Origin of the sequence: Paenibacillus sp. FSL K6-4396 (genome assembly GCF_038002525.1) — a bacterium.
GTDB lineage: Bacteria > Bacillota > Bacilli > Paenibacillales > Paenibacillaceae > Paenibacillus > Paenibacillus amylolyticus_B.
Genome location: NZ_JBBOCR010000001.1, coordinates 3591805 through 3611709 on the forward strand (window position 1 = coordinate 3591805; position 19905 = coordinate 3611709).

19 protein-coding genes are annotated in these 19905 nt (G+C 43.7%); 12 read left to right on the forward strand and 7 right to left on the reverse strand.

The features are described from left to right. Nucleotides 1–3: 3 nt before the first annotated feature. Entirely contained in the window at nt 4–687 is a 684-nt protein-coding gene (locus MHB85_RS15570) for a TetR/AcrR family transcriptional regulator C-terminal domain-containing protein (RefSeq protein WP_192131496.1), read from the forward strand. 46 nt (nt 688–733) lie between these two features. Here the strand turns inward: MHB85_RS15570 and MHB85_RS15575 are convergent, their stop codons facing one another. Then, a complete protein-coding gene (locus tag MHB85_RS15575; RefSeq protein ID WP_192131494.1) occupies nt 734–1621 on the reverse strand; it encodes a LysR family transcriptional regulator in 888 nt (295 codons plus the stop codon). A gap of 148 nt (nt 1622–1769) precedes the next feature. Here MHB85_RS15575 and MHB85_RS15580 point away from each other — a divergent pair, with 148 nt between their 5' ends. Then, the gene (locus tag MHB85_RS15580) at nt 1770–2618 is read left to right on the forward strand and encodes an SDR family NAD(P)-dependent oxidoreductase (RefSeq protein ID WP_105599145.1); all 849 of its coding nucleotides are present in this window, start codon (nt 1770–1772) and stop codon (nt 2616–2618) included. After that, nucleotides 2608–3786, forward strand: a complete 1179-nt coding sequence (locus MHB85_RS15585; protein ID WP_341073191.1) for an MFS transporter — start codon at nt 2608–2610, stop codon at nt 3784–3786. The genes MHB85_RS15580 and MHB85_RS15585 overlap by 11 nt, the downstream gene beginning before the upstream one ends. 29 nt (nt 3787–3815) lie before the next feature. On the opposite strand, the gene MHB85_RS15590 is transcribed toward MHB85_RS15585, so the two are convergent. Together MHB85_RS15590 and MHB85_RS15595 are read right to left on the reverse strand one after the other, a co-directional pair. Then, on the reverse strand, nt 3816–4217 hold the full coding sequence (locus MHB85_RS15590) for a VOC family protein (RefSeq protein ID WP_105598812.1): 402 nt from the start codon (nt 4215–4217) through the stop codon (nt 3816–3818). A gap of 200 nt (nt 4218–4417) precedes the next feature. Next, nucleotides 4418–5077, reverse strand: a complete 660-nt coding sequence (locus tag MHB85_RS15595) for a helix-turn-helix transcriptional regulator (RefSeq protein WP_210108200.1) — start codon at nt 5075–5077, stop codon at nt 4418–4420. A 166-nt stretch (nt 5078–5243) separates the two neighbouring features. Between MHB85_RS15595 and MHB85_RS15600 the strand changes: the two genes are divergently transcribed. The 7 genes from MHB85_RS15600 (at nt 5244) to MHB85_RS15630 (ending at nt 11842) form a co-directional block, all read left to right on the forward strand. Further along, a complete protein-coding gene (locus tag MHB85_RS15600; protein ID WP_192131484.1) occupies nt 5244–6602 on the forward strand; it encodes an MFS transporter in 1359 nt (452 codons plus the stop codon). 24 nt (nt 6603–6626) lie between these two features. Then, nucleotides 6627–6962 (forward strand): winged helix-turn-helix transcriptional regulator, encoded by a 336-nt coding sequence (locus tag MHB85_RS15605; RefSeq protein WP_192131482.1) that lies wholly within the window; start codon nt 6627–6629, stop codon nt 6960–6962. Further along, entirely contained in the window at nt 6952–7311 is a 360-nt protein-coding gene (locus tag MHB85_RS15610) for a HesB/IscA family protein (protein WP_091018913.1), read from the forward strand. Before MHB85_RS15605 ends, MHB85_RS15610 begins: the two co-directional genes overlap by 11 nt. A gap of 21 nt (nt 7312–7332) precedes the next feature. After that, nucleotides 7333–7620, forward strand: coding sequence for a HesB/YadR/YfhF family protein (locus MHB85_RS15615; RefSeq protein ID WP_091018911.1), 288 nt, complete (start codon nt 7333–7335; stop codon nt 7618–7620). Between the two features lie 196 nt (nt 7621–7816). Then, on the forward strand, nt 7817–9181 hold the full coding sequence (locus MHB85_RS15620; protein ID WP_105598816.1) for an MFS transporter: 1365 nt from the start codon (nt 7817–7819) through the stop codon (nt 9179–9181). A 70-nt stretch (nt 9182–9251) separates the two neighbouring features. Then, nucleotides 9252–10475, forward strand: coding sequence for a macrolide family glycosyltransferase (locus MHB85_RS15625; RefSeq protein WP_341073194.1), 1224 nt, complete (start codon nt 9252–9254; stop codon nt 10473–10475). Nucleotides 10476–10612: 137 nt separating this feature from the next. Further along, the gene (locus tag MHB85_RS15630) at nt 10613–11842 is read left to right on the forward strand and encodes a multidrug effflux MFS transporter (RefSeq protein ID WP_091018905.1); all 1230 of its coding nucleotides are present in this window, start codon (nt 10613–10615) and stop codon (nt 11840–11842) included. Nucleotides 11843–12005: 163 nt separating this feature from the next. Here MHB85_RS15630 and MHB85_RS15635 read toward each other — a convergent pair whose 3' ends face one another. After that, nucleotides 12006–12980: a helix-turn-helix transcriptional regulator gene (locus MHB85_RS15635; RefSeq protein ID WP_341073195.1), complete on the reverse strand. Its 975-nt coding sequence runs from the start codon at nt 12978–12980 to the stop codon at nt 12006–12008. A 105-nt stretch (nt 12981–13085) separates the two neighbouring features. Between MHB85_RS15635 and MHB85_RS15640 the strand changes: the two genes are divergently transcribed. Next, a complete protein-coding gene (locus tag MHB85_RS15640; protein ID WP_192131471.1) occupies nt 13086–13568 on the forward strand; it encodes a GyrI-like domain-containing protein in 483 nt (160 codons plus the stop codon). 106 nt (nt 13569–13674) lie between these two features. Here MHB85_RS15640 and MHB85_RS15645 read toward each other — a convergent pair whose 3' ends face one another. Genes MHB85_RS15645 through MHB85_RS15655 form a run of 3 tightly spaced genes read right to left on the reverse strand, consistent with a single transcriptional unit; the run spans nt 13675 to nt 17337 of the window. Beyond that, nucleotides 13675–14796 carry a Ger(x)C family spore germination protein gene (locus tag MHB85_RS15645; RefSeq protein WP_091018892.1) on the reverse strand — a complete coding sequence of 374 codons (1122 nt, stop codon included), beginning with the start codon at nt 14794–14796 and terminating at the stop codon, nt 13675–13677. Next, nucleotides 14793–15881: a GerAB/ArcD/ProY family transporter gene (locus tag MHB85_RS15650; protein ID WP_091018891.1), complete on the reverse strand. Its 1089-nt coding sequence runs from the start codon at nt 15879–15881 to the stop codon at nt 14793–14795. The genes MHB85_RS15645 and MHB85_RS15650 overlap by 4 nt, the downstream gene beginning before the upstream one ends. Beyond that, the gene (locus MHB85_RS15655; protein ID WP_076327538.1) at nt 15874–17337 is read right to left on the reverse strand and encodes a spore germination protein; all 1464 of its coding nucleotides are present in this window, start codon (nt 17335–17337) and stop codon (nt 15874–15876) included. The genes MHB85_RS15650 and MHB85_RS15655 overlap by 8 nt, the downstream gene beginning before the upstream one ends. A gap of 232 nt (nt 17338–17569) precedes the next feature. Between MHB85_RS15655 and MHB85_RS15660 the strand changes: the two genes are divergently transcribed. Next, the gene (locus tag MHB85_RS15660) at nt 17570–19867 is read left to right on the forward strand and encodes a copper amine oxidase N-terminal domain-containing protein (RefSeq protein ID WP_192131467.1); all 2298 of its coding nucleotides are present in this window, start codon (nt 17570–17572) and stop codon (nt 19865–19867) included. Nucleotides 19868–19905: the final 38 nt, after the last annotated feature.

Below are 19905 nucleotides of genomic sequence, written 5' to 3' on the forward strand. Positions count from 1 at the left end.
CCGATGAAAAAACAACAGCCTCAGATTTCGGAAGATAAGATTTTGGAAATTTCGTGGGAGCTTCTCGGAGAAGAGGGCATCGAGAAATTCAGCATGAGACGATTGGCAGACAAGCTGGGGATTCAGGCTCCATCTCTATACTGGTACTTCAAGAGCAAGCAGACGCTCTACCAGCGTCTCGCCAACCAGATATCAAAAATTATTCTGGACGAGTTTCACACTGAAGGAGACTGGAAGGAGCAGATGGAGGGGCTTGCCGTGACGGTACGGAGTGTGATCAGCAGATACCCGTGCTCCACACAGCTCATGATGATGACGCTTCCTCATGAACCGGACATGATCCGCTTCACCAACCGCATGTTGCTCTGCATGGAATCAACACCACTAGAGCAAGAGCAGAAATTACAGGCAGTTCTTACACTAGTCAACTATGTATTCTATTTCGTACTGGACGATTATCAGCATCAGCGCAATATATCTGCTGTCCTTAAGGACAAGGAAGCACTTGAGGGTGAAGAGATGATCCATCTTCTGGACTCTATGAGTGAAAAGGAAGCTGGACTCTTCAGTAGGATGTATAAGAATGGTCTGTTTGAGGTGATGGGAACCGACGGAGCTTTTGAGTTTGGCTTGAAGCTTATTTTGCTCGGGATCGAACAAGTGGTAAAGAAACCCACCGAGAATTAAACTCCGGTGGGTTTCTTCTTGTACTCACGTTAATCCCTTTATCAGTCTAAAATTTAGCCTGAATTTCTTTTAAAAACAAATCCGCAGCAGTCGAAAAGACCTGATGTTTTTTCCAAACGATATTTAAGCCAGATTCAAGTCTTGGCTCTAGAGGTCTGAAACAAAGGTCGCTTTCACTAGACGTATTCACTATTTTATCAAGTGTTAATGCATAACCAATACCTTCTTCAACCATAATGGCAGCATTATATGCAAGATTGTATGTAGTAACCACGTTTAATTTGTCAAAATCTTCGCCAAACCAATCCGCAAACTCATTTTTTGAAAATGTCTGCTTCATTGACTGTCGTGAACAGATCAATGGAACATGAAATAAGTCTGTGGATCGAATCGTATCTTTGGAGGCGAGTGGACTTTCTTTTCTCATAACCACTCCCCAAACATCTTTGTCGGAGAAATTGATATAGTTATATTTGGAAACATCCGCTGGCTGGATTAGAATACCGAAGTCAAGGAGCCCCTTGTCGAGCCGCTCAGTTACATCATCTTCATTGCCGCTGTATAGGTGATAGCGTATATTGGGATATTTATTCTGTACGTCTTTTGCCACTCTTGCAATCTGTTTCATGGCTTCCGTTTCTCCACCGCCAATATAAATATCTCCACTTATGGTTTCTTCCATGGATTCAAATTCTGCCTCTAATTTATCGACCATACCCACAATTTCTTCAGCCCTATTTCTTAAAAGCATACCTTCATCTGTGAGAATAATACTGTAACTACTGCGAATAAATAATTTCTTTCCCAACTCTTGTTCAAGGTCTTTCAATTGTCTGGACAAGGTGGGCTGCGTAACATGTAAGAAATCAGCAGCGCGTGTAATACTTCCTTCTCTGGCGACCGTAAGAAAATAACGCAATACTCTAATCTCCATTTTAACTCCTCCTTTATCCTTTATATTCTACAATAAACCTTACAGAAATGCCTTTTAAGCATAACTTGTTATAAGATATGAGTATTTGCTATGTGGTGTATAAACGCTAAACTAAAAAGCAAGGCAACTGGAGAAGAAATTGAAAGGAATGAATGATATGGATAAGACAAAAGTATGGTTTATCACTGGCGCTGGTCGAGGTATGGGCACAACTATTGCTAAGGCTGCTTTAAATGCTGGACACAAGGTTGTTGCTACCGGCCGAAATCCCGATGCAGTGGTTCGTGCGATCGGTGATTCCGAGAATGTAATGGTTGTCCCATTAGATGTTTGCGAGCCTGCTGATGCACATGCCGCAGTTAAGGCGGCAATTGAACGGTTCGGGGCGATCGATGTACTCGTAAATAATGCGGCACATTTCTGTGGAGGGTATTTTGAGGAACTGACCCCTGACCAGATTGAACATCAGCTACAGGTGGCGTTGGTTGGTTCCATGCACGTTACCCGGGCCATATTACCTGTGATGCGCACCCAACGTTCAGGACATGTTATCTCGATCTCCTCGGGCGCTGGCATTTCAGGATTTGAATTTAATTCGGCATATAGTGCTGCAAAATTTGCGCTTGAGGGATGGATGGAGGCATTGGCTCCTGAGGTAGCTCCTTTCGGTATTCATACGACTATAGTCAATCCCGGATTTTTCCGAACGGAATTTCTTACCGATGCATCCTCAACTTTCGCTAAGCCTTCGATTGAGGACTATGATGATCGGAGAGCTGGTCATCTGGAATTTTTTAATAATCAGAACGGGCAACAACCTGGAGACCCAAAAAAACTTGCCAATGCTCTCCTTCAAATTGCAAACGAGGCCCAACCGCCGCAACGCTTCATTGCAGGAGCCGACGCGATAGACATTGCAGAGCAGAAAATTGCCAACCTTCAGACAGAGATCAATGCTTACCGGGATCTCTCTAAATCCATGGCATATGACAACTAAACGAAATCACCTGCTTGTATTCATTCTGACCTTTGGTGTATTCAGTATTTTAAATACGGAGATGGGCGTAATCGGAATCTTGCCTTTGATTGCAGAACATTACGAGGTCAGTATCTCAACCGCTGGTTTGATTGTGAGTCTTTTTGCGCTTGCGGTTGCTGTATCTGGTCCCACTTTACCCTTATTATTTTCGGGAATGAACCGCAAGTATGTTATGTTGTTTGTACTTGGGATTTTTATTGTGGGCAGCCTGGTCTCCGCCATCACATCGAACTTTACGGTATTGGTCATTGCACGTGTCGTTCCGGCTTTTTTCCATCCTGTCTATTGCTCATTGGCATTTACGGTCGCAGCGGCGTCAGTCCCCAAGGAAGAAGCGCCGAAGGCAGTGGCTAAAGTATTTGTAGGCGTGTCGGCAGGCATGGTACTTGGAGTACCCCTTTCGAGCTTGATTGCCACCAGCACATCGTTGTTCTATGCGATGTTGTTCTTTGCCGCCGTAACGATCGTCGCATTTGTAGCAACACTTCTTTTTGTGCCCTCAATGCCAGTTACGAAAAGAATCTCCATGGGTACTAATCTGTATGTATTGAGAAGATCCGTGATGTGGCTATCCATTGCTGGCGTGATTTTCATGAACGGAGCTGTATTTGGGGTCTATAGTTACCTTGCTGAGTTTCTGAAAACCGTGACAAGATATGACTGGAACACCGTCAGTGTGTTGTTATTTCTATATGGCTTGGCCAATATGGTTGGGAACATGATAGCAGGGAAACTGCTCGCTAATTTCCCTTTAAGAACGATCAAGATGTATCCCATTGCATTAATAACGATATACATCTTGTTGTTCACCTTCGGACAATTCAGTGTGCCAACAGCCTTCCTTATTTTCATTTGGGGGATCATAGGAGGCATAGGGGGCAATATCACTCAATATTGGGTGGTATCGGCAGCACCAGAGGCACCCGAATTGTCGAATGGGATCTTTCTAACCTCTTCCAACCTGGGAACAACACTTGGTGCTAGTGTATGTGGACTAATCGTAACTGGAATAAGTACACAATATATTGTAGTTGGAGGAATCGTATTCCTTATCTTTAGTATCGTAACGAATTACTTCAGAATCTCCATGACTGGCCGATTCGAGGGTTCCCAAGTTGAAGGATAAGAGGCGGACGTAGTGATAGACGTTATATATTACCGTTTCGGCATTTTGCTCTCATCCATATACAACAGGTTCCAGCGGTGACCGTCCAGGTCGGCAAATCCCGCGCCGTACATCCAGCCGTCTGTTTCACCCGGCTTGCCAAAGATGGTTCCTCCAGCTAACTCGACTTTTTTAATAAAAGCATCAACTTCTTCTCTGCTGTCAGCACCAATGGAAAATATCACTTCTGCGCTATGGGAAGTATCTGCGATTTTGGCACCTGTAAATTTCTCGAACGTTGCATCCGGAAACAGGAGGATTGTTGTTGAGCCTATGACAAGCTGGGCTCTCTCGTTGCCAACATTCTCCCCATGGAATCCAATCTCATTAAAAAAGGTAGTGGATTTCACAACATCTTTCACCGGCAGGTTCATCCAGATTTTTTGTGACATGGCAGTAGCCTCCTAGAGTATGTTTTCGACACTCTTACTATACTCTACCTCAATTCAAAATTACATAATCGGATACATACGATTATGAAAGAGTTAGAAATAACCGGTATAATGAAGGATGATTTAGAGAAATCCGAATCGTTCTAATCAGTTCGAAATCCAAACCAAAAGAGCAATCTCCGATGAGGTTGCTCTTTTGGTCATGGCTTATTATGCCTAACGGTATATACGCAGTTTCTTCCTCCGGCTAAAATGTATTCTCCCCGTTCAATATGAACATTATCGCCTAGAACTGTTTTGAATAAATGTAGCTCATTCTTGCATAACCCGGTACATACCGCGGCCGCTTCACAGATCGGACAATGCTTCTCAATGAATAGGAGACTGCCATCATCCTGCTCCTTAACCTCGGCCATATAACCTTCATTGGTACGAATTTCGGCCAATTTCTCCAATCTCTCTTTAACTCCTGATGAATCGCCAAGATGCTGAAGATATTGTTCTTGCATATTTTTATTTCGAACATCCAGCAGCTTGTCCAGCCCTTCAGTACCAAAAGCTTCTTTCATCGAATTGATGAGGCTGACAGATAAATCCGAATATCCACTTGGGAAAAAACGATTAGCCGCGGGAGTTAATATCCATAACTTGGTGGGGCGACCCATGGGACGGGCCTCTTCCACAGTGGTAACCAATCCTTCTCCTTTTAGCGCATTCAGATGTTGACGAATAGCCATTCCGGATAACGAAAACTGAGAGGAGAGAGTGACTACATCCATTCCCCCGCGCTCTTTTAACAGATTAATAATTGCTCTCCGGGTACTGGTCGAGACATCCTTTTTAGTTTGATTTCCGCTCATCGTGCACCCCCTTGTGAAGCAACTGAATCTACATGACTAACTACATTTTAAACAAAAATGTTGACAAAGTCAAAGCCGAACTGTAGCTTAGACATTATAAACAAAAATGTTTACTAAGTATCCGGATACGATGTATACATACCAATTTTCTTGGAGGTCACATTTCATGTCGTCTAATCATCAAAGTATTTTCAGCCCGCGTTATTTTGCATTATCCATAGGAATTATTTTGTCAGTGATGGCCGTTGGATTCGAAGGTCTATCCGTAACCACCATTGCTCCTTCGATTGCTGGAGACTTGAACGGTCTTAGCCTGTTCGGGTGGATATTCAGTACATATCTGCTTGCGCAGATTATCGGGACGCTGGTCGTCGGTCGGATCATTGATAAAAGAGGACCTGCAGCACCGTTCACTTTTGCACTTCTGTTGTTTATCGTAGGGCTGATCGCTGCCGCAACCGCAGGCGACATGTATACCATGATAGGATCACGGGCCCTGCAGGGTTTGGGTGCCGGAGCTATGATGACTTGTGTGTATACAGCTATATCCTTAAGTTACCCGGATGAGTTGCGTGCCAAAATTCTTGGAGCATTTGGTACTGCCTATGTTCTTCCGTCCATGCTCGGTCCATATGTAGCAGGAGTTATCGCAGATCAGTGGTCCTGGCGCTTTGTTTTCTGGGGGATCTTACCTGTGCTGGTGGTTTCAGCATTGCTTAGTTTACCTGCCTTTAGGAAATTGAAAGTGCAGAAGACGGGAGAGGATAGCGGATCTTCATCCACTTGGATGGCGTTACTCTTAACGTTAGGTACAGGGATTTTCCTGATTGGTCTAAGTATGCTTCCGAGCTTTATGGGATTTGTTTTAGTCGTGATTGGCCTGGTATTGATGTTATTTCCGCTCCGTAAATTGCTACCGAAGGGAACTCTTACGTTGCGAAGAGGTATGCCAGCAATTCTGGCAACACGTGGGTTGTTCTTCGCTGCCTATACCAGCACACAGAATTTCCTGGTATTAGCTCTAATCGACGTGAAAGGAATTACACCTTCACAGGCCGGATTAATTGTCGCGAGTGCTGCATTAAGTTGGTGTATCATTGCGTATCTGCAAGGACGATGGGATGCGGCAGATCAGGGCAGTGGACGTCATATGAGAATCATTCTTGGGGTATTGCTGCTTGCGATAGGGATTGCCATCGTATTTTGGGTACCTGTTGTGACCGTTACCATCGCAGTTCTTGGTCAGATCATTGCAGGCGTTGGTATTGGATTGGCGCACCCGATTAGCGGTGTTGTCGCATTTTCCCAAACGGGGGAGGAAGGTGTGGGCCAAACCTCAGCAAATCTGCAATTTGCAGATTCTTTTACACCTGGTGTAGTGATCGGCATTGGTGGTTCCATTCTTGTCGTGTGTCAGGCTGGCGGTATGTCACTTCAATCCGGCTTAATTGTAGCCATGGGTTTCCATCTCTTGTTGATCGTCACGAGTATCATTGCCAGCACTCGGATCTCACTACGCGGATGAATAAGAAAGTGGGTGTGCGAACCATTGTTCACTGAAGATCCGAATAAAATATTTACAGCTTATCGCATCATCGGAACGAAATGGACGATCCATATTTTATGTGCTCTGTCTCAAGGCCCGAAGAGATTTGGTGAAATATTTGATAGCATTCCTTCCATTTCCGAAATGATCCTCTCCAGACGTTTAAAGGGTCTTCAACATGATCATTTGGTCAAAAGAACAATACGGAAACGTCCTACACAAATTATTTATGAACTTACGCCAAAAGGAGCTGCTCTTGCGACATTCATACCCTGTCTAATGGACTGGGATACCAAATTTCAAAATGATACCACCGGGAGGAATAAAGATGATTATTGAGGTCAGTGATTCAGCATCGGACAAAATCGTTGAGATCTTATCAAGTGCGGATATACAAAATGCCTTCCTTAGAGTAGGCGTTGATGAAGGGGGATGCAGTGGTTTATCTTATACCCTTATCGTGGATGAACAGCAGGCAGAAGAAGACATTGTGTTAAATAAAAAACAATTTAGGATATTGGTGCACGCGAAAAGTATTCCATATATTGATGGTCTTGAGATTGACTATGAAGAGAGCGGAATGTTAGGCGGATTCACCATGAATAATCCAAATGCCAAAGTTTCGTGTGGATGCGGGGCCAGTTTCAGAATGGCCAATTATCGTGGCGAAGTGAAAAAATGTGATTAATGAAAGAAGGAGTGCAAAGCAATGATCTCATTTGTAATATCTGAACAAGCAATCGATTCATTTAAGAATGAATGGGAATTGGAAGAAGACCAATATGTAAGGATTTATGCAAAATATGTTGGAGGAGGTTCCGATGCTTTTACCATTGGCATAAATGCGAGTGCTACACCGGTCGATCCCGCATTGGTTCAATCCATCGGAGGATTTCATTTCTTTGTTGAAAAAACAGATGCCTGGATCCTGGAGGATGAACTTCTCCAAATTGACTGTAATGAAAATGGCATATTTTCAAGCAAAATCTCCTATTGAACATGGGAACCCTATTCTAGACCATAATCTTACTTTTTAAACATTTAACTTTACAAAGTATAACACTTCATGTATATTCAGGAAGTGAAAAGGTTTATTTTACCATAATATCCATCGAATTATGGAGGTGTAGAAGACAAATAACAATCAGATTGGGATTTTTGATGCTCAGTACAGGGCGCCTACAATTGGGATTATGCTGGTTCTGGCAACCGTAGCTTTTGAAGGACTGGCTATCACAACGATTGCTGCGAAGATGGCACAAAGTTTAGAGGGCATTCATTTATATGGTTGGATCTTCAGCGCATTTTTGTTATCTCAGCTTATTGGAACTTTGGTTATGGGTCAGCAGATTGACAAGCGCGGTGTTTTTACATCCATGCTGATATCTTTTAGTGTTTTTGTGTTAGGAACTGTGGTCTCCGCTATTTCTTTCGATATGCACATGCTTATTGCCGGAAGAGCCCTTCAAGGTTTTGGAGCGGGAGCCCTGATCACATGCGTTTATACCTGTGTGACGTTACATTATCCAGATACACTTCGTACTCAAATCCTGGCCGCATTCTCCATGGCATTTGTCCTGCCTACCTTAATCGGACCTTATGCAGCAGGCCTTATAGCTTCTCACATCTCGTGGCGATATGTTTTCTGGATCGTTTTACCCTTGATTGGAATAGCGCTCAGTCTCACATTCCGTTCTTTCCGTAATTTGCAGCTTCAGCAAGATCTGTCAGGTCCGCCCCGAGCAACCGACTCAAAGATTATGTATGCGATTCTGCTTGCCGTTGGAACGGGACTGTTACTCACAGGACTTGGTATGATAACTGATTGGAAAGGTATAGTACTCACTTTGGCTGGATTAGTCATCATGATCACACCAATGCGTAAATTGCTGCCTGTGGGCACTTTTTCGGTAAAAAAAGGATTGCCTGCTACTCTGGTTTCGAGAGGGCTATATGTTGCTTGTTATTTTACAACGGAAAGTTTTGTGATCTTGGCACTAACCGAAGTGAAGGGGTTATCAGCCGACCTTGCTGGCCTCATTGTAGCAGCAGGTTCTCTGAGCTGGTCCGCCGCAGCGTGGTTGCAAGCCAAGCTTGATGCACGAGATCAAGGTCGTGCCCGAAAGGGCAGGGTCATGACGGGCATTGGGATTATGATTGTTGGAACTGCACTTGTGATCCTGGCTCTTATTTTGACGGACGGCGGGATTATACTCATCCTTCTCTCACAAATGATTACAGGGTTCGGTGTTGGATTGGCCAACCCTACAACGGCAGCCATTGCTTTACAACATGCCTTGCCCAGGAAAGAGGGAGAAATGTCCGCCAATCTGCAATTTGTGGATTCCTTCTATATGGGAGTAAGCATTGGAGTTGGTGGAGCTCTGATTGCCTTGTCCGAAACGTTACAGTGGGGCATATCGACAGGTGTTTTGATCGTGTTAACACTACAATTACTATGGGTCTTGTTAAGTTTCTTAGCATCACTACGAATCACCAAACTCGTTCATCAAGAACATCATCCAATCAACCAAGTGAAGGATAACATCTCCATGTAACGGATGACGACCGCGTCGTTAAATACATCATGAAGAACGGGGGGACTAATTGCATTGGGAGGTGGATAAGATGGCACGTGTATTAGTAGTCATTACTCCAGCTGAAGGACATGTGAATCCGTCGTTAGGATTAGTTACTCAGTTGATAGACAATGGTGAGGAAGTCATCTATGTGTGTACGGAGGAGTACCGTTCCCGAATTGAACAAACCGGTGCCCAGATCATTACCTATCCGTTTCCACAAGATGCCTTCTCTCATGATCCGGTGTTGAAACCCCAAGAATACAAGCATTCTTATCAGTTCATTTATATGATGGTAAGCGGTATTATCCGGAGGATCATCCCCAATGTGCTACAGGTGATCGAGGGTCAAAAGTTCGATTATATGATCTTTGATTCCCTGATGGGATGGGGAGGGACTATTCTTGCAGAAAAACTGGGAATTCCTGCGGTATGCTCGATTGCGTCCTTTGCCTTTGTGGAGCCTCTAGGATCTAACTCAGTTCTTAATGAGACGGAGACGAAGGAGCTTTATGAGGCTACGATGAAGATCACAACGGAGTTAGCCGAAGAGTTTCAAGTGAGTATTCCAGCCATGAAAGAGATTCCGGCACATGCAGGTCAGTTAAAGCTCGTGTACACCAGCCGTTATTTTCAGCCGCAGGCAGAAAAGCTGGATGATCGTTTTATTTTCACGGGTCCTTCGATCATAACACGTCAAGATGCTCCAACCTTCTCGTTTGAGTTGCTTCGTGAACGGTACCCGCAAACCGTGTACATTGCTATGGGTACGATCTTGAATAAAAACTTGGATTTCTATCAGCTTTGCTTTGAAGCGTTAGGGGATCTACCCGTGAATGTTGTTTTATCTTCAGGAAAATACACGGACATGACGCCGCTGGCGGATCAAGTTCCTCCTAATTTTATCGTCAAGCCATACATTGCCCAGTTGGACATGTTGCAGCATACCGATGTTTTTATTACACATGCTGGAATGAACAGCACAAGTGAGGCGTTATATTACAACGTTCCGATGGTGATGATTCCATTAACATCGGATCAGCCTCTTGTCGCCAATCGGGTACAGGAGTTGGGCGCGGGTATTACTTTAAATAAACATAACCTCAGTGCAACTAATTTGAGAGAGGCATTAACAGAAGTGCTACACAATTCACTTTATAGACGGCAGGCTTACCTCATTGGTGAATCTTTAAGGCAGGCTGGCGGTTACAAGCGAGCTGCCGAAATGATCATGAGTCATATGGGTTCAAGCCGGGGAAGTTACACAATTTAATGGTTTTCCATTCAAAGTCGCTTAATAAGCGGCTTTTTTTGGTTTTAATAACCTAAAGACTTGACCTACAGTTAACTCTATGACTTATACTCGATTAGGCTTGCAAATTATATGAGGAATTGGAGATTTTATTTATTATGGCAAAGAGCACGAATTGGAATGTTTTTGGACTGGCAGTACTACTAGGTTTATTTTCTACATTAGGTCCATTTACGATTGATATGTATTTACCGGCTTTTCCGGAGATTGCACAAAATATGAATACAACGGCATCACTTGTACAATTTAGCCTTACTGCTTGTTTATTAGGACTGGGTGTAGGACAACTCGTTATGGGTCCTTTGAGTGACGCGTACGGTAGACGTAGACCATTATTGATCTGCATGGCAGCTTATATTATTTGTTCCTTGGCATGTGCTTTTGCTCCGAATATCGGACTATTGATTTTGTTTCGTTTCACGCAAGGATTTGCCGCATCAGCTGGAATTGTCATTTCCCGTGCGATAGCTAGAGATCTGTATAGTGGACATGAACTCACTAAATTTTTCTCTTTGCTGTTGCTTGTAGGGAATTTGGGACCTCTGGCAGCACCGATTGCGGGAAGTGGGGTTCTTTCCTTCACAACATGGATTGGCGTATTTATCTGCCTTTCATTCTTGGGAATTTTCTTATTAATCATGACAAAGTGGAGCTTAAAAGAAACACACCCTGTCGAAAGACGTATGGTTCCTGACTTCAAACAGCAATTGGGTAATTACAGAATGCTTCTGCGTGACCGCAAGTTTGTTGGTTACATGCTGGCACAGGGAATCATGACGGCAGGGGTCTTTGCTTATGTGGCGGGAACACCATTTATTTACCAAAATATATATGGAGTTACACCCACAGTATTTGCTATACTATTTGCTTCGAACGGCATCAGCTTGATCATCGGATCTCAAATCGTGGGTCGATTGGCCAAACGTATCCCTGAGCAGACGCTGCTATTATCGGGACTATGGCTTGCTATAATAGCAAGTGTGGCTGCGTTGGTCGTAACCCTGGCTCATGGTCCACTTTTCGCGTTGGTGATTCCATTGTTCTTCTTCGTATGCTCGATCGGCATTACGTCTACAGCGGCATTCCCGCTTGCCATGGAGAGTCAAGCCAAGATGGCCGGAAGTGCAGCAGCACTGCTCGGCGTTGTGCCTTTTCTTCTGGGTGCACTGGTTGCTCCTCTGGTCGGTATCGCGGGTGAGGACACTGCCGTCCCGTTAGGACTCACTTTATTAATGACCAGTATCATTGCGATTGTTACTTATTTCCTACTCGTTAAAAACGTCCCGCAGCATACACCTAATCATGTCCAGTCTAATGCTGACTTTTAGTATAGAAGGAACAGCTCGCGAAGCATTGGCGTGAGACATGAATGACTATGAATCCATTACAAGTCGCTGTAATAGCGGCTTTTTTGGTTTTTCTTACTGAACGCCAGCCTGAATTCAGGTAAGACATTGTAAGAAAATGGAGAGACTGGGGAGGAGGGGCTGCTCACTGCTTCATTTGATATAAGCTTAATCTCTCTTGTACAGCATTCAGGACTTCTTTCGGAATCTCCTTCACCTTGATATCTTCTCCTAGAAAAAGAAACCAATTGGTGACTTCGGTTAATTCTTCTGAGTTATGAACATTCATAAATGACTTTAGTTGGGCCGTAGTCTGGTATGGATTTGTATAGGCAATTGAAAATTTTAAAGGATGGTATTTTTTGAATTGCGCAATTGCCTTTGGACCAAGTTCCAGGACAAGGTTGAAAACTTCTTCCTGCGTATTTCGTTTTAGTTGCTCTACAATCTTTTTTGTACTCCGTCTTTTTTTCGCCGGGTATGCTTCGACATGGATGAGGTTGTCAACGGATACGATTCGTCTTTTTTCCTCCTCCAAGTCAAAACCTTCAATGATCCAATGGCCTTTTTGATGATGAAGGTGCAAGAGAACGATGGGATAGGACTTTGTTTTCTTCTCTTCTTGGACAGTAACTAACAAATAACGTTCTATAAGAAGAATTTGGATGAGTTTTTCCAAGGTAGGGTGAGGCAGGTCTGACAGATCAAGCAAGTCTGGATTATGGGGATTGGTCCCTTCAAAAAGCAATATTTGATTCAAATGCACAAGGTCATCTTGCTGATTTTCTGAGATAAGGCCTAATAATTTTTCAGCCAAAGATTGACGACTCTTCAGATAAGGAAGCTGTTGATTTCTTGTCGCCATAAAGGCAATGAATAACGCTTTGATTTCATTATCGGTAAACCGAACCGTGGGCAGGAGCGAGTTGTTCATGACAAAATAACCTCCGTCCCGCCCAACTTCAGCGACAAGTGGCATTCCCATGGCTTCAATTTCTCTGATATCTCGAATGGCTGTTGAACGAGAAATATTAAATTCTCGCATGATTTCAGAGATGGTAAAGTGTGCACGGTTATTGATATACCGCGTGATGATATTTATGCGTTCAACTTTCTTCATTGGCCCCCCTAAACAGTATCATATTCTGACATGATTTAAGGTTATTATAAACCTATCAAGTGAAAACACAAATCAATTGAAAATTTAAAGAGGACGGTGTAAACCATGAGTAATTATCATTTCGAAGAAAAAGACAGCTTTATCGTTTTAGGTATTGGAACAGAACTTAAAAGCGACTACACAGACTATGCTGGTATCAGCAAGGAGAAGGCGGATTTTTGGTCCACTGTGAAAGAGGATGGAAGCCTAGACACATTAAAGTCCCTAGCTACTAATGACTATATTTTCGCTGTAAACGAAGCAGTCAATAACAAGATGATGCATTATGCTGGGGTCATGACAGAAGAATCTCTGCCAGAAGCAACGAGAGTAATCCAATTTCCTAAGGGAGAATACCTTGTTGTAAAGGGTGAAGCAGAGACGGCTGATGCGCTCAGTAATATGCTTACTGGAATTGCCTTTGGTCAAGCCCTCCCCGTAGAAAAGGATTATGCCTATGTTGGCGGTCCGAATACAACAGTAGAAATGGGAGAGAAAAACGGTTTGGTATATGGTGAAATGTGGATTCCTGTTGTAAGGAATGGATAAGACGTGGAGATCTGAAGACTTTTGAGTTGAATATGAAGGATAAAGCTCTCTTCCAAATGGAAGAGAGCTTTCCCAATTGCACGACAGCTTGCATGACAGCATGTTATTAATTTAAAACGCCACTTCCGACTATTGTAACCTTTACTTCCGGGTGAAAACGGACTTGGGCATATTGTTTATTCCAGTCCAGGCTTTTCCACAATTCCGGGTAATGGGCAATTAAATGTCTGCCTATACCGAAGGAATCACAGCCGCTTTGCTGAAGTGTCTTGATAATTTGTTCTGCGTCCTGAGTCATGTCATCGGATAACTTGCGGTTCAGACGTTCAATTGTGTCTTTTTCCTGAAGATGATTCATTGCATACTCAACGATCGTTACTGGAAGTTCGATACGGAGGTTTACATCAATTTGGCTATCACTTGCCACCTTTACCGCAAGTTTGCGCTTAATTTGTGCGATATTTGCTTCATAAGTGACATAGTTCCTCGGGTTGTTGGAAGGCCCTGGGTGGACCTTTTTGACAAAACGCGCTGCTTTATTCCATTTCCCACTCATAATAATGTATAGAGGAGCCTGTTCGGTAGTAAGACTGCCACTGAACCTTTGCCCATGAAACAAGGCAATTCCCCGAGCATCAATTTCCTCTCCATCCTTATATAGATAAGGCAGTGTAAAATCCTGTCCCGGATCCAGCATGGGAGGGAGAAGGGTCTCTAACGTCATTTCCGGAAAAATACATAATTCCTCCAGACTCTTAATTTTTTTCGTAATAAAATCACCAATCAATATGCTGCCAACTTTTTTTTGGTGTAACAGATCTCCGGCATCGCCATCCACAATCGCAATCTTCACATGTGAGGTTGGGTAATCGGGTTCCCGATATAAGACGTCCAGGTAGGGGTAGATATCATTTTGTGCGAGTTTGTTGCCGTATAAGATCATCCCATATTTGAAAAACCGGATATCACCAGTCACTTTGGCCCGAATTCTATCTGTACTTTGACGGACGGATCTCCCGGTGCCTGAGTGGACTTCATTACCGCTGCTCCCTTGTTGACTCTCAGAATCATCGACAATTTCAAGCGTCTGTTTAATTTCACCCTCTGAGGTGATGTCAAACGCCGAAGCATTAGCCAATCTTGCATCTTTTAAACTATCCTGATCCCAGCATCCCGTCATCACCATGAGCAGGAACAGGAGGACAAGGATTTTTCCTCGTTTACTCATATCATCTTCTCTTTTCGTTTCATTATATAAGATAGGACCAACAGGAGCAGAGGCAGGATCATGAGAAAAAAATATGCCGATCTGTTGGCAATCGTACTAATTAACTCCAGTTTTTCCTTCTGTTGTGGCAGATAGGCAATTATGCAAGAAGCAAGAACGACATAAGGCACCGCTTTTTTATGGTGTTTTAGTTTGAAGAGATAACTTATACCATAGGATGCCGTATAGTAATAGCCACATATGGCCCCGAAAATGGAAATTAACCAGATAGGGAGGAACAGGAAATCGGCCCGATCCATTGTTCCGAGTGGGATAGAGCGGAGCAGATATATGACCGGTTCAGGCATTAAGTCAAGTTGCTGGGGGCTGAACGCCGTTGAACAAATGAACACGGTGAATGCATACAACACTACGACTACAGCACTTGCTGAAGCAACAGACTTGAGTTTGCCCCCGCTGCTACCTTCAACCATAGGAAACACAACGAGAAAAAACTCGAATCCGAACATAGCCATTAATGTTTCGGTTGATCCACTAATAATATTGGGCCATCCCGCTTCGGTTAAAGGCAAAAGATATAACAGATTGATTTCCTTGAGTCCATAACTGATCAATACCATCATGGGCAAGACCAAAAAGGAGATGAGTACCAGTACTCGGGCAATGATTCGTAATTTTTGCCGAACCAAATAGATACTGCTGAACAAGAAGAGAGCTAATATAGCCCATCGAGGCGTATCCTGCAGCATCCAACGGTTAATCACACCGTAAGCGTTCACCAGAACAGAAGTGCCCATTAATAGGAAATATCCAACGTAGGCAATGATCAGCAACTTGCCAATCCATTTACCCGTAATCAGCGTTACAATATGATAAATGGACGAACTCGGGAATCTTCGCATCAAAAGCCAGCACAACAGTATGACAAGTTGGATCAGGAACCCTCCAAGGAAAACAGAGATCCACCCACCTCCTTTAGAGATAAGGTGCATACGGTAAGGGAGGGACAGAATATCTACACCAATTTCAAATTTCAAAATGAGCAAGAATAATTGTCCCCGAGTGATTGTTGTTTCCTTATTCACGTTTTTTCCCACTCCTATAGAACTTCTGCTGATTCAGCCGCTGCGGGCGGGCATCATGAGGACGCTCGCGAAGCGCCCAGATGGGAAATCGAATCCATACATCCTTCATGTCAGCTAATCGGAATGGGGCCACTGGAGCAAAATAAGGCGATCCGAAGTTTTCCATCTTACAGAGGTGAATGGTTAGAATCACCAGACCAAATGCGATGCCGATATATCCAAAAAGCGCCGCTCCAATCATCATTGGAAAGCGGAGAATACGTACTGCCGAACTCATCTCATGCGAAGGCACCAAAAACGACGAGATAGCGGTTAGGGAAACCACAATAATCATTGTATAGGATACAAGCCCCGCACGAACGATAGCATCTCCGATAACCAAACCGCCAACGATGCCGATGGTCTGGCCCACTCGGCTGGGAAGTCGGACCCCGGCTTCTCTTAACACTTCAAAGATCAGTTCAAGCAACATTGCCTCTACAAGTGCAGGAAAGGGGATGTTCTGCAATGATTTCTTGATTGTGTGTGCCAGCTCGATTGGTAAAATGGCGGAGTGAAAAGAGATGGTTGCAATATAAACAGCAGGTAATGTAAAAGCAATGACAAAACTCATCATGCGAATTAACCGTAAAAAGGAACTGACAATCCAGCGACCATGATAATCATCCGGACTTTGATAAAAAGCAAAAAACGTAACTGGAGCAATAAGAGCTGACGGACTTCCTTCGGCAAGTATGGCGACGCGTCCTTCCATCAAGTTGGCAATAACCCGGTCAGGTCTTTCTGTAATGAGCTGCTGAGGAAACAGAGAGAAAGGGTTATCCTCCACAAACTCTTCAATAAAGCCTGGTGCGAGCACCATATCTGAAGATATGGATGTGATTCGCTCTTTAACTTCGTTCACCAACTCCGGATTGGCTAAGTCCTGAAGGTATACAACTGCAATTTTGGTATGTGTCTTCTCGCCAACGTTAAAATATCGAACGATTAGGGATGGACTGATAATTTGTCTGCGGATCAGATTCAAATTAACCGAAAGCTGTTCAACGAATCCATTGTGTGGCCCTCGAATAACGCCTTCGTTTTCCGGTTCGGTTGTGCTTCGGACATACATTTTCTCGGTAGAAAGAATGTAAAACTCCGGGTGCCCATCGATTATGTAAAGACATTTCCCTTGAATAAGTGAGTCTATTCCACGTTGCAGATCCGTATCTTTTCGACTTTCTAACGTGGTGAACGATGGGTAGATTTCAGAGTGAGCTTGGCCATTCAGTGCTGTTAAGACATGTGTTTGAATGATCTCCTGATCTACAAGTGAATCGATATAGAGAAGCACACTCTGTACACCATTAAGTAGAAGCTGTTGTTGTTTCAAATCGTCTGTACAGTAGAGGGACTGTTCCACATAAGAAATATTCATTTTTAATTCAGAGAATGCCTGATTGGTTGGGGTCATTGATCCACCTCTTTATAAAATGCGACATGGATTATCTTGTGCAAAATCAAGACTATTATTCAATAGTTGCTTTTTATTCAAAGAACTTATAACCAAACATTGAAAAAATAGTTGTACTAAAATCCATAATTTACAATTCAATTAGAAACTTTTTCCTAAATCTAGCGTCTAATATTATGACTTTTTGAGGGGTTATAAATTACTAGAGAGTAGAAGGAGCCAAAGACAACACATGAATATGAAGAAGAAATTATCCATTTTTACCGCTTTAGCCGTTTTTCAAGCATTTGCAGTTGGTTCTGTGAATGCGCAATCAGCACCACAAGGTGACACCGCGTCAGTAAACACGGCCAATGTAGAATCAGTTGAGGTGTTAAAGCAAGAGCAGCCAATTGCAGAGCGTGAAGTGAAGACGGAGAGCAATAACAAATCGATCAATACTTCGCCCACTGAAGCCAAGGACACTCAAACCTCGACCGGTACTGAGGCAACACCTAAAACAGATAGCGAGAAACCTGCATTGGATGGGGAAGAGACCACTACAAACGAAACGGGTACGAAACCTGTAGTTCAAGAGGAAGCCCCTGAGGGGGAAACGCCAGCTACACCTGCTCAAATAGAGCAACCATCCATTGATGGAACGTCTCCTGTAGCAGCAGGTGGGAATCTGACGTTGTACATGAATAGCAACAAAATGGAGCAGGATGGAAAAACATATCTTGCTGGCCAGCCAATGGCTGTAAAAAACGGTGTATCCTATGTTGCCATCCGTGCGCTGGTTGACCGTGTGGGATACGGCGTCAAATATGATAACAAAACCAAGGAAACCATCATTATTAGTGGTGAGGATGAACTCCGATTCAAGACGAACAGCAAGGACTATACCGTCAATGGAGAGACAAGAACGATGAAAGGCCCTGCATATCAGCAAAAAAGTACATTCATGGTGCCGTTAACTTCCATTACTCAAGCTTTGAACATCACCTATAAAGTGAATCAGACGGCTAAAACGGTTGTGTTGAATCTTAATACAAAACCTGTTGCAAGCTTTACCATTTCCCAAAAGGAAATCTTTGCAGGAGATCAAGTGGACTACGTGACTTCTTCCAGTTCACCTAATGGAATGGATATCGTTGACGAACGCTGGACTGGTCGCCAGGATTCATTTGATCAAGCAGGTACATATACGATTTCATATGAAGTACAGGATTCCAATGGTCAATGGAGCGATCCGTATTCAATTACCATTGAAGTATTGAGTCCTAATCTTCCTCCTGTAGCCATGTTCGCCACGGATAAAGAAGAATATAAAATGGGCGAAAAAATAACATACACGGACCAAAGCACAGATGATGAAAATAATATTGTCAAAGCCGTATGGGAGAACAATTCACTTGCTTTCTTTGAACCGGGTCCCAAAACGGTGACACTTACGGTTACTGACAATCACGGCGCTACGAACACGTACTCCAAAGTCATTACCATAACCAATGAGACCTTATATTCATTTACCGACTTCAATTTACTCTTCACGCCGGTAGGACAGAAGTTTACCTTTAACGGCGGCGAAGTGACTACGATGGAGAAAGTGCCTTATACGTACATGGATGAGCCCAGTTTGCTAATCCGCAGTAACAGTCCGGAAACCGTAAATACGGAAGGCATCGTATATAAAGAATCATCTTCGGGGCAGACCCGGTTCATGATTCACCACGTCAACAATACAGGCAAAAGAGTAAAAATGTATGTGATTGCAACCAATAACAACCCGAATCCGGCAGTTTTCGAACAACAAAATATGGGATTTGCGGGACCTACACCGTATGCTACTGTAGCCGGGAAATTGTCTATTGATAAATGGTTCAAGTCAATTCAGACTGGAGCGGATCAAAAGAAAGAGTACCTTCAACCTGGGGAAAGCAAATTGATTTTGACAGAACTTAATAAAACGCCGATGAAAGAAGGACAAGTCATCTCTCTCTATTCGGATGCATATAGTGATTATTCCTTGGACTATAACGTTATCCTGGTGGAAGAAAATAAAGATCCGTTCGAAGCGTTGCCATTGCTTCCCGTGCTTGATCGTGACGGCGTGCACAACCGGGGTACGTACCCGAACGCGACTCGCATCATAAAGTACGATGAGCACGTGGGACTCAAACCGGCCCGTCTGCCACTTGGTGACAATTCAAGCGATCCCAATCTGGTAGGAACAGATCCGATGGCTTACACAGACGCATCCAATGCGGGTAATTTCGGCGTATTGTACAAAATCACACTGACCAATGTTGCACCGCGTACGCTTATCTCCTTTAACCCTCGTGGAGGGAAGTACTCCGGAGTAGCGCTGGTGAACAACCAGTTGGTATCGATTGCCGAAGGCAACGTTGCCGTTGCCAATTCAAGTGAACAAAGCGTTCTTTACCGCACCGGATCAATTGGAGAGAGCGTAACGATTCTGTTCTCAGCCGCGCCAGGAAGCAACCTGCCGGTCAATCTGCTCTTCACACCGCTCCCATCGGAGAAGTAAGGTAGTTGTCTCTTATAACGAATGGTTTGAGTGGCGCG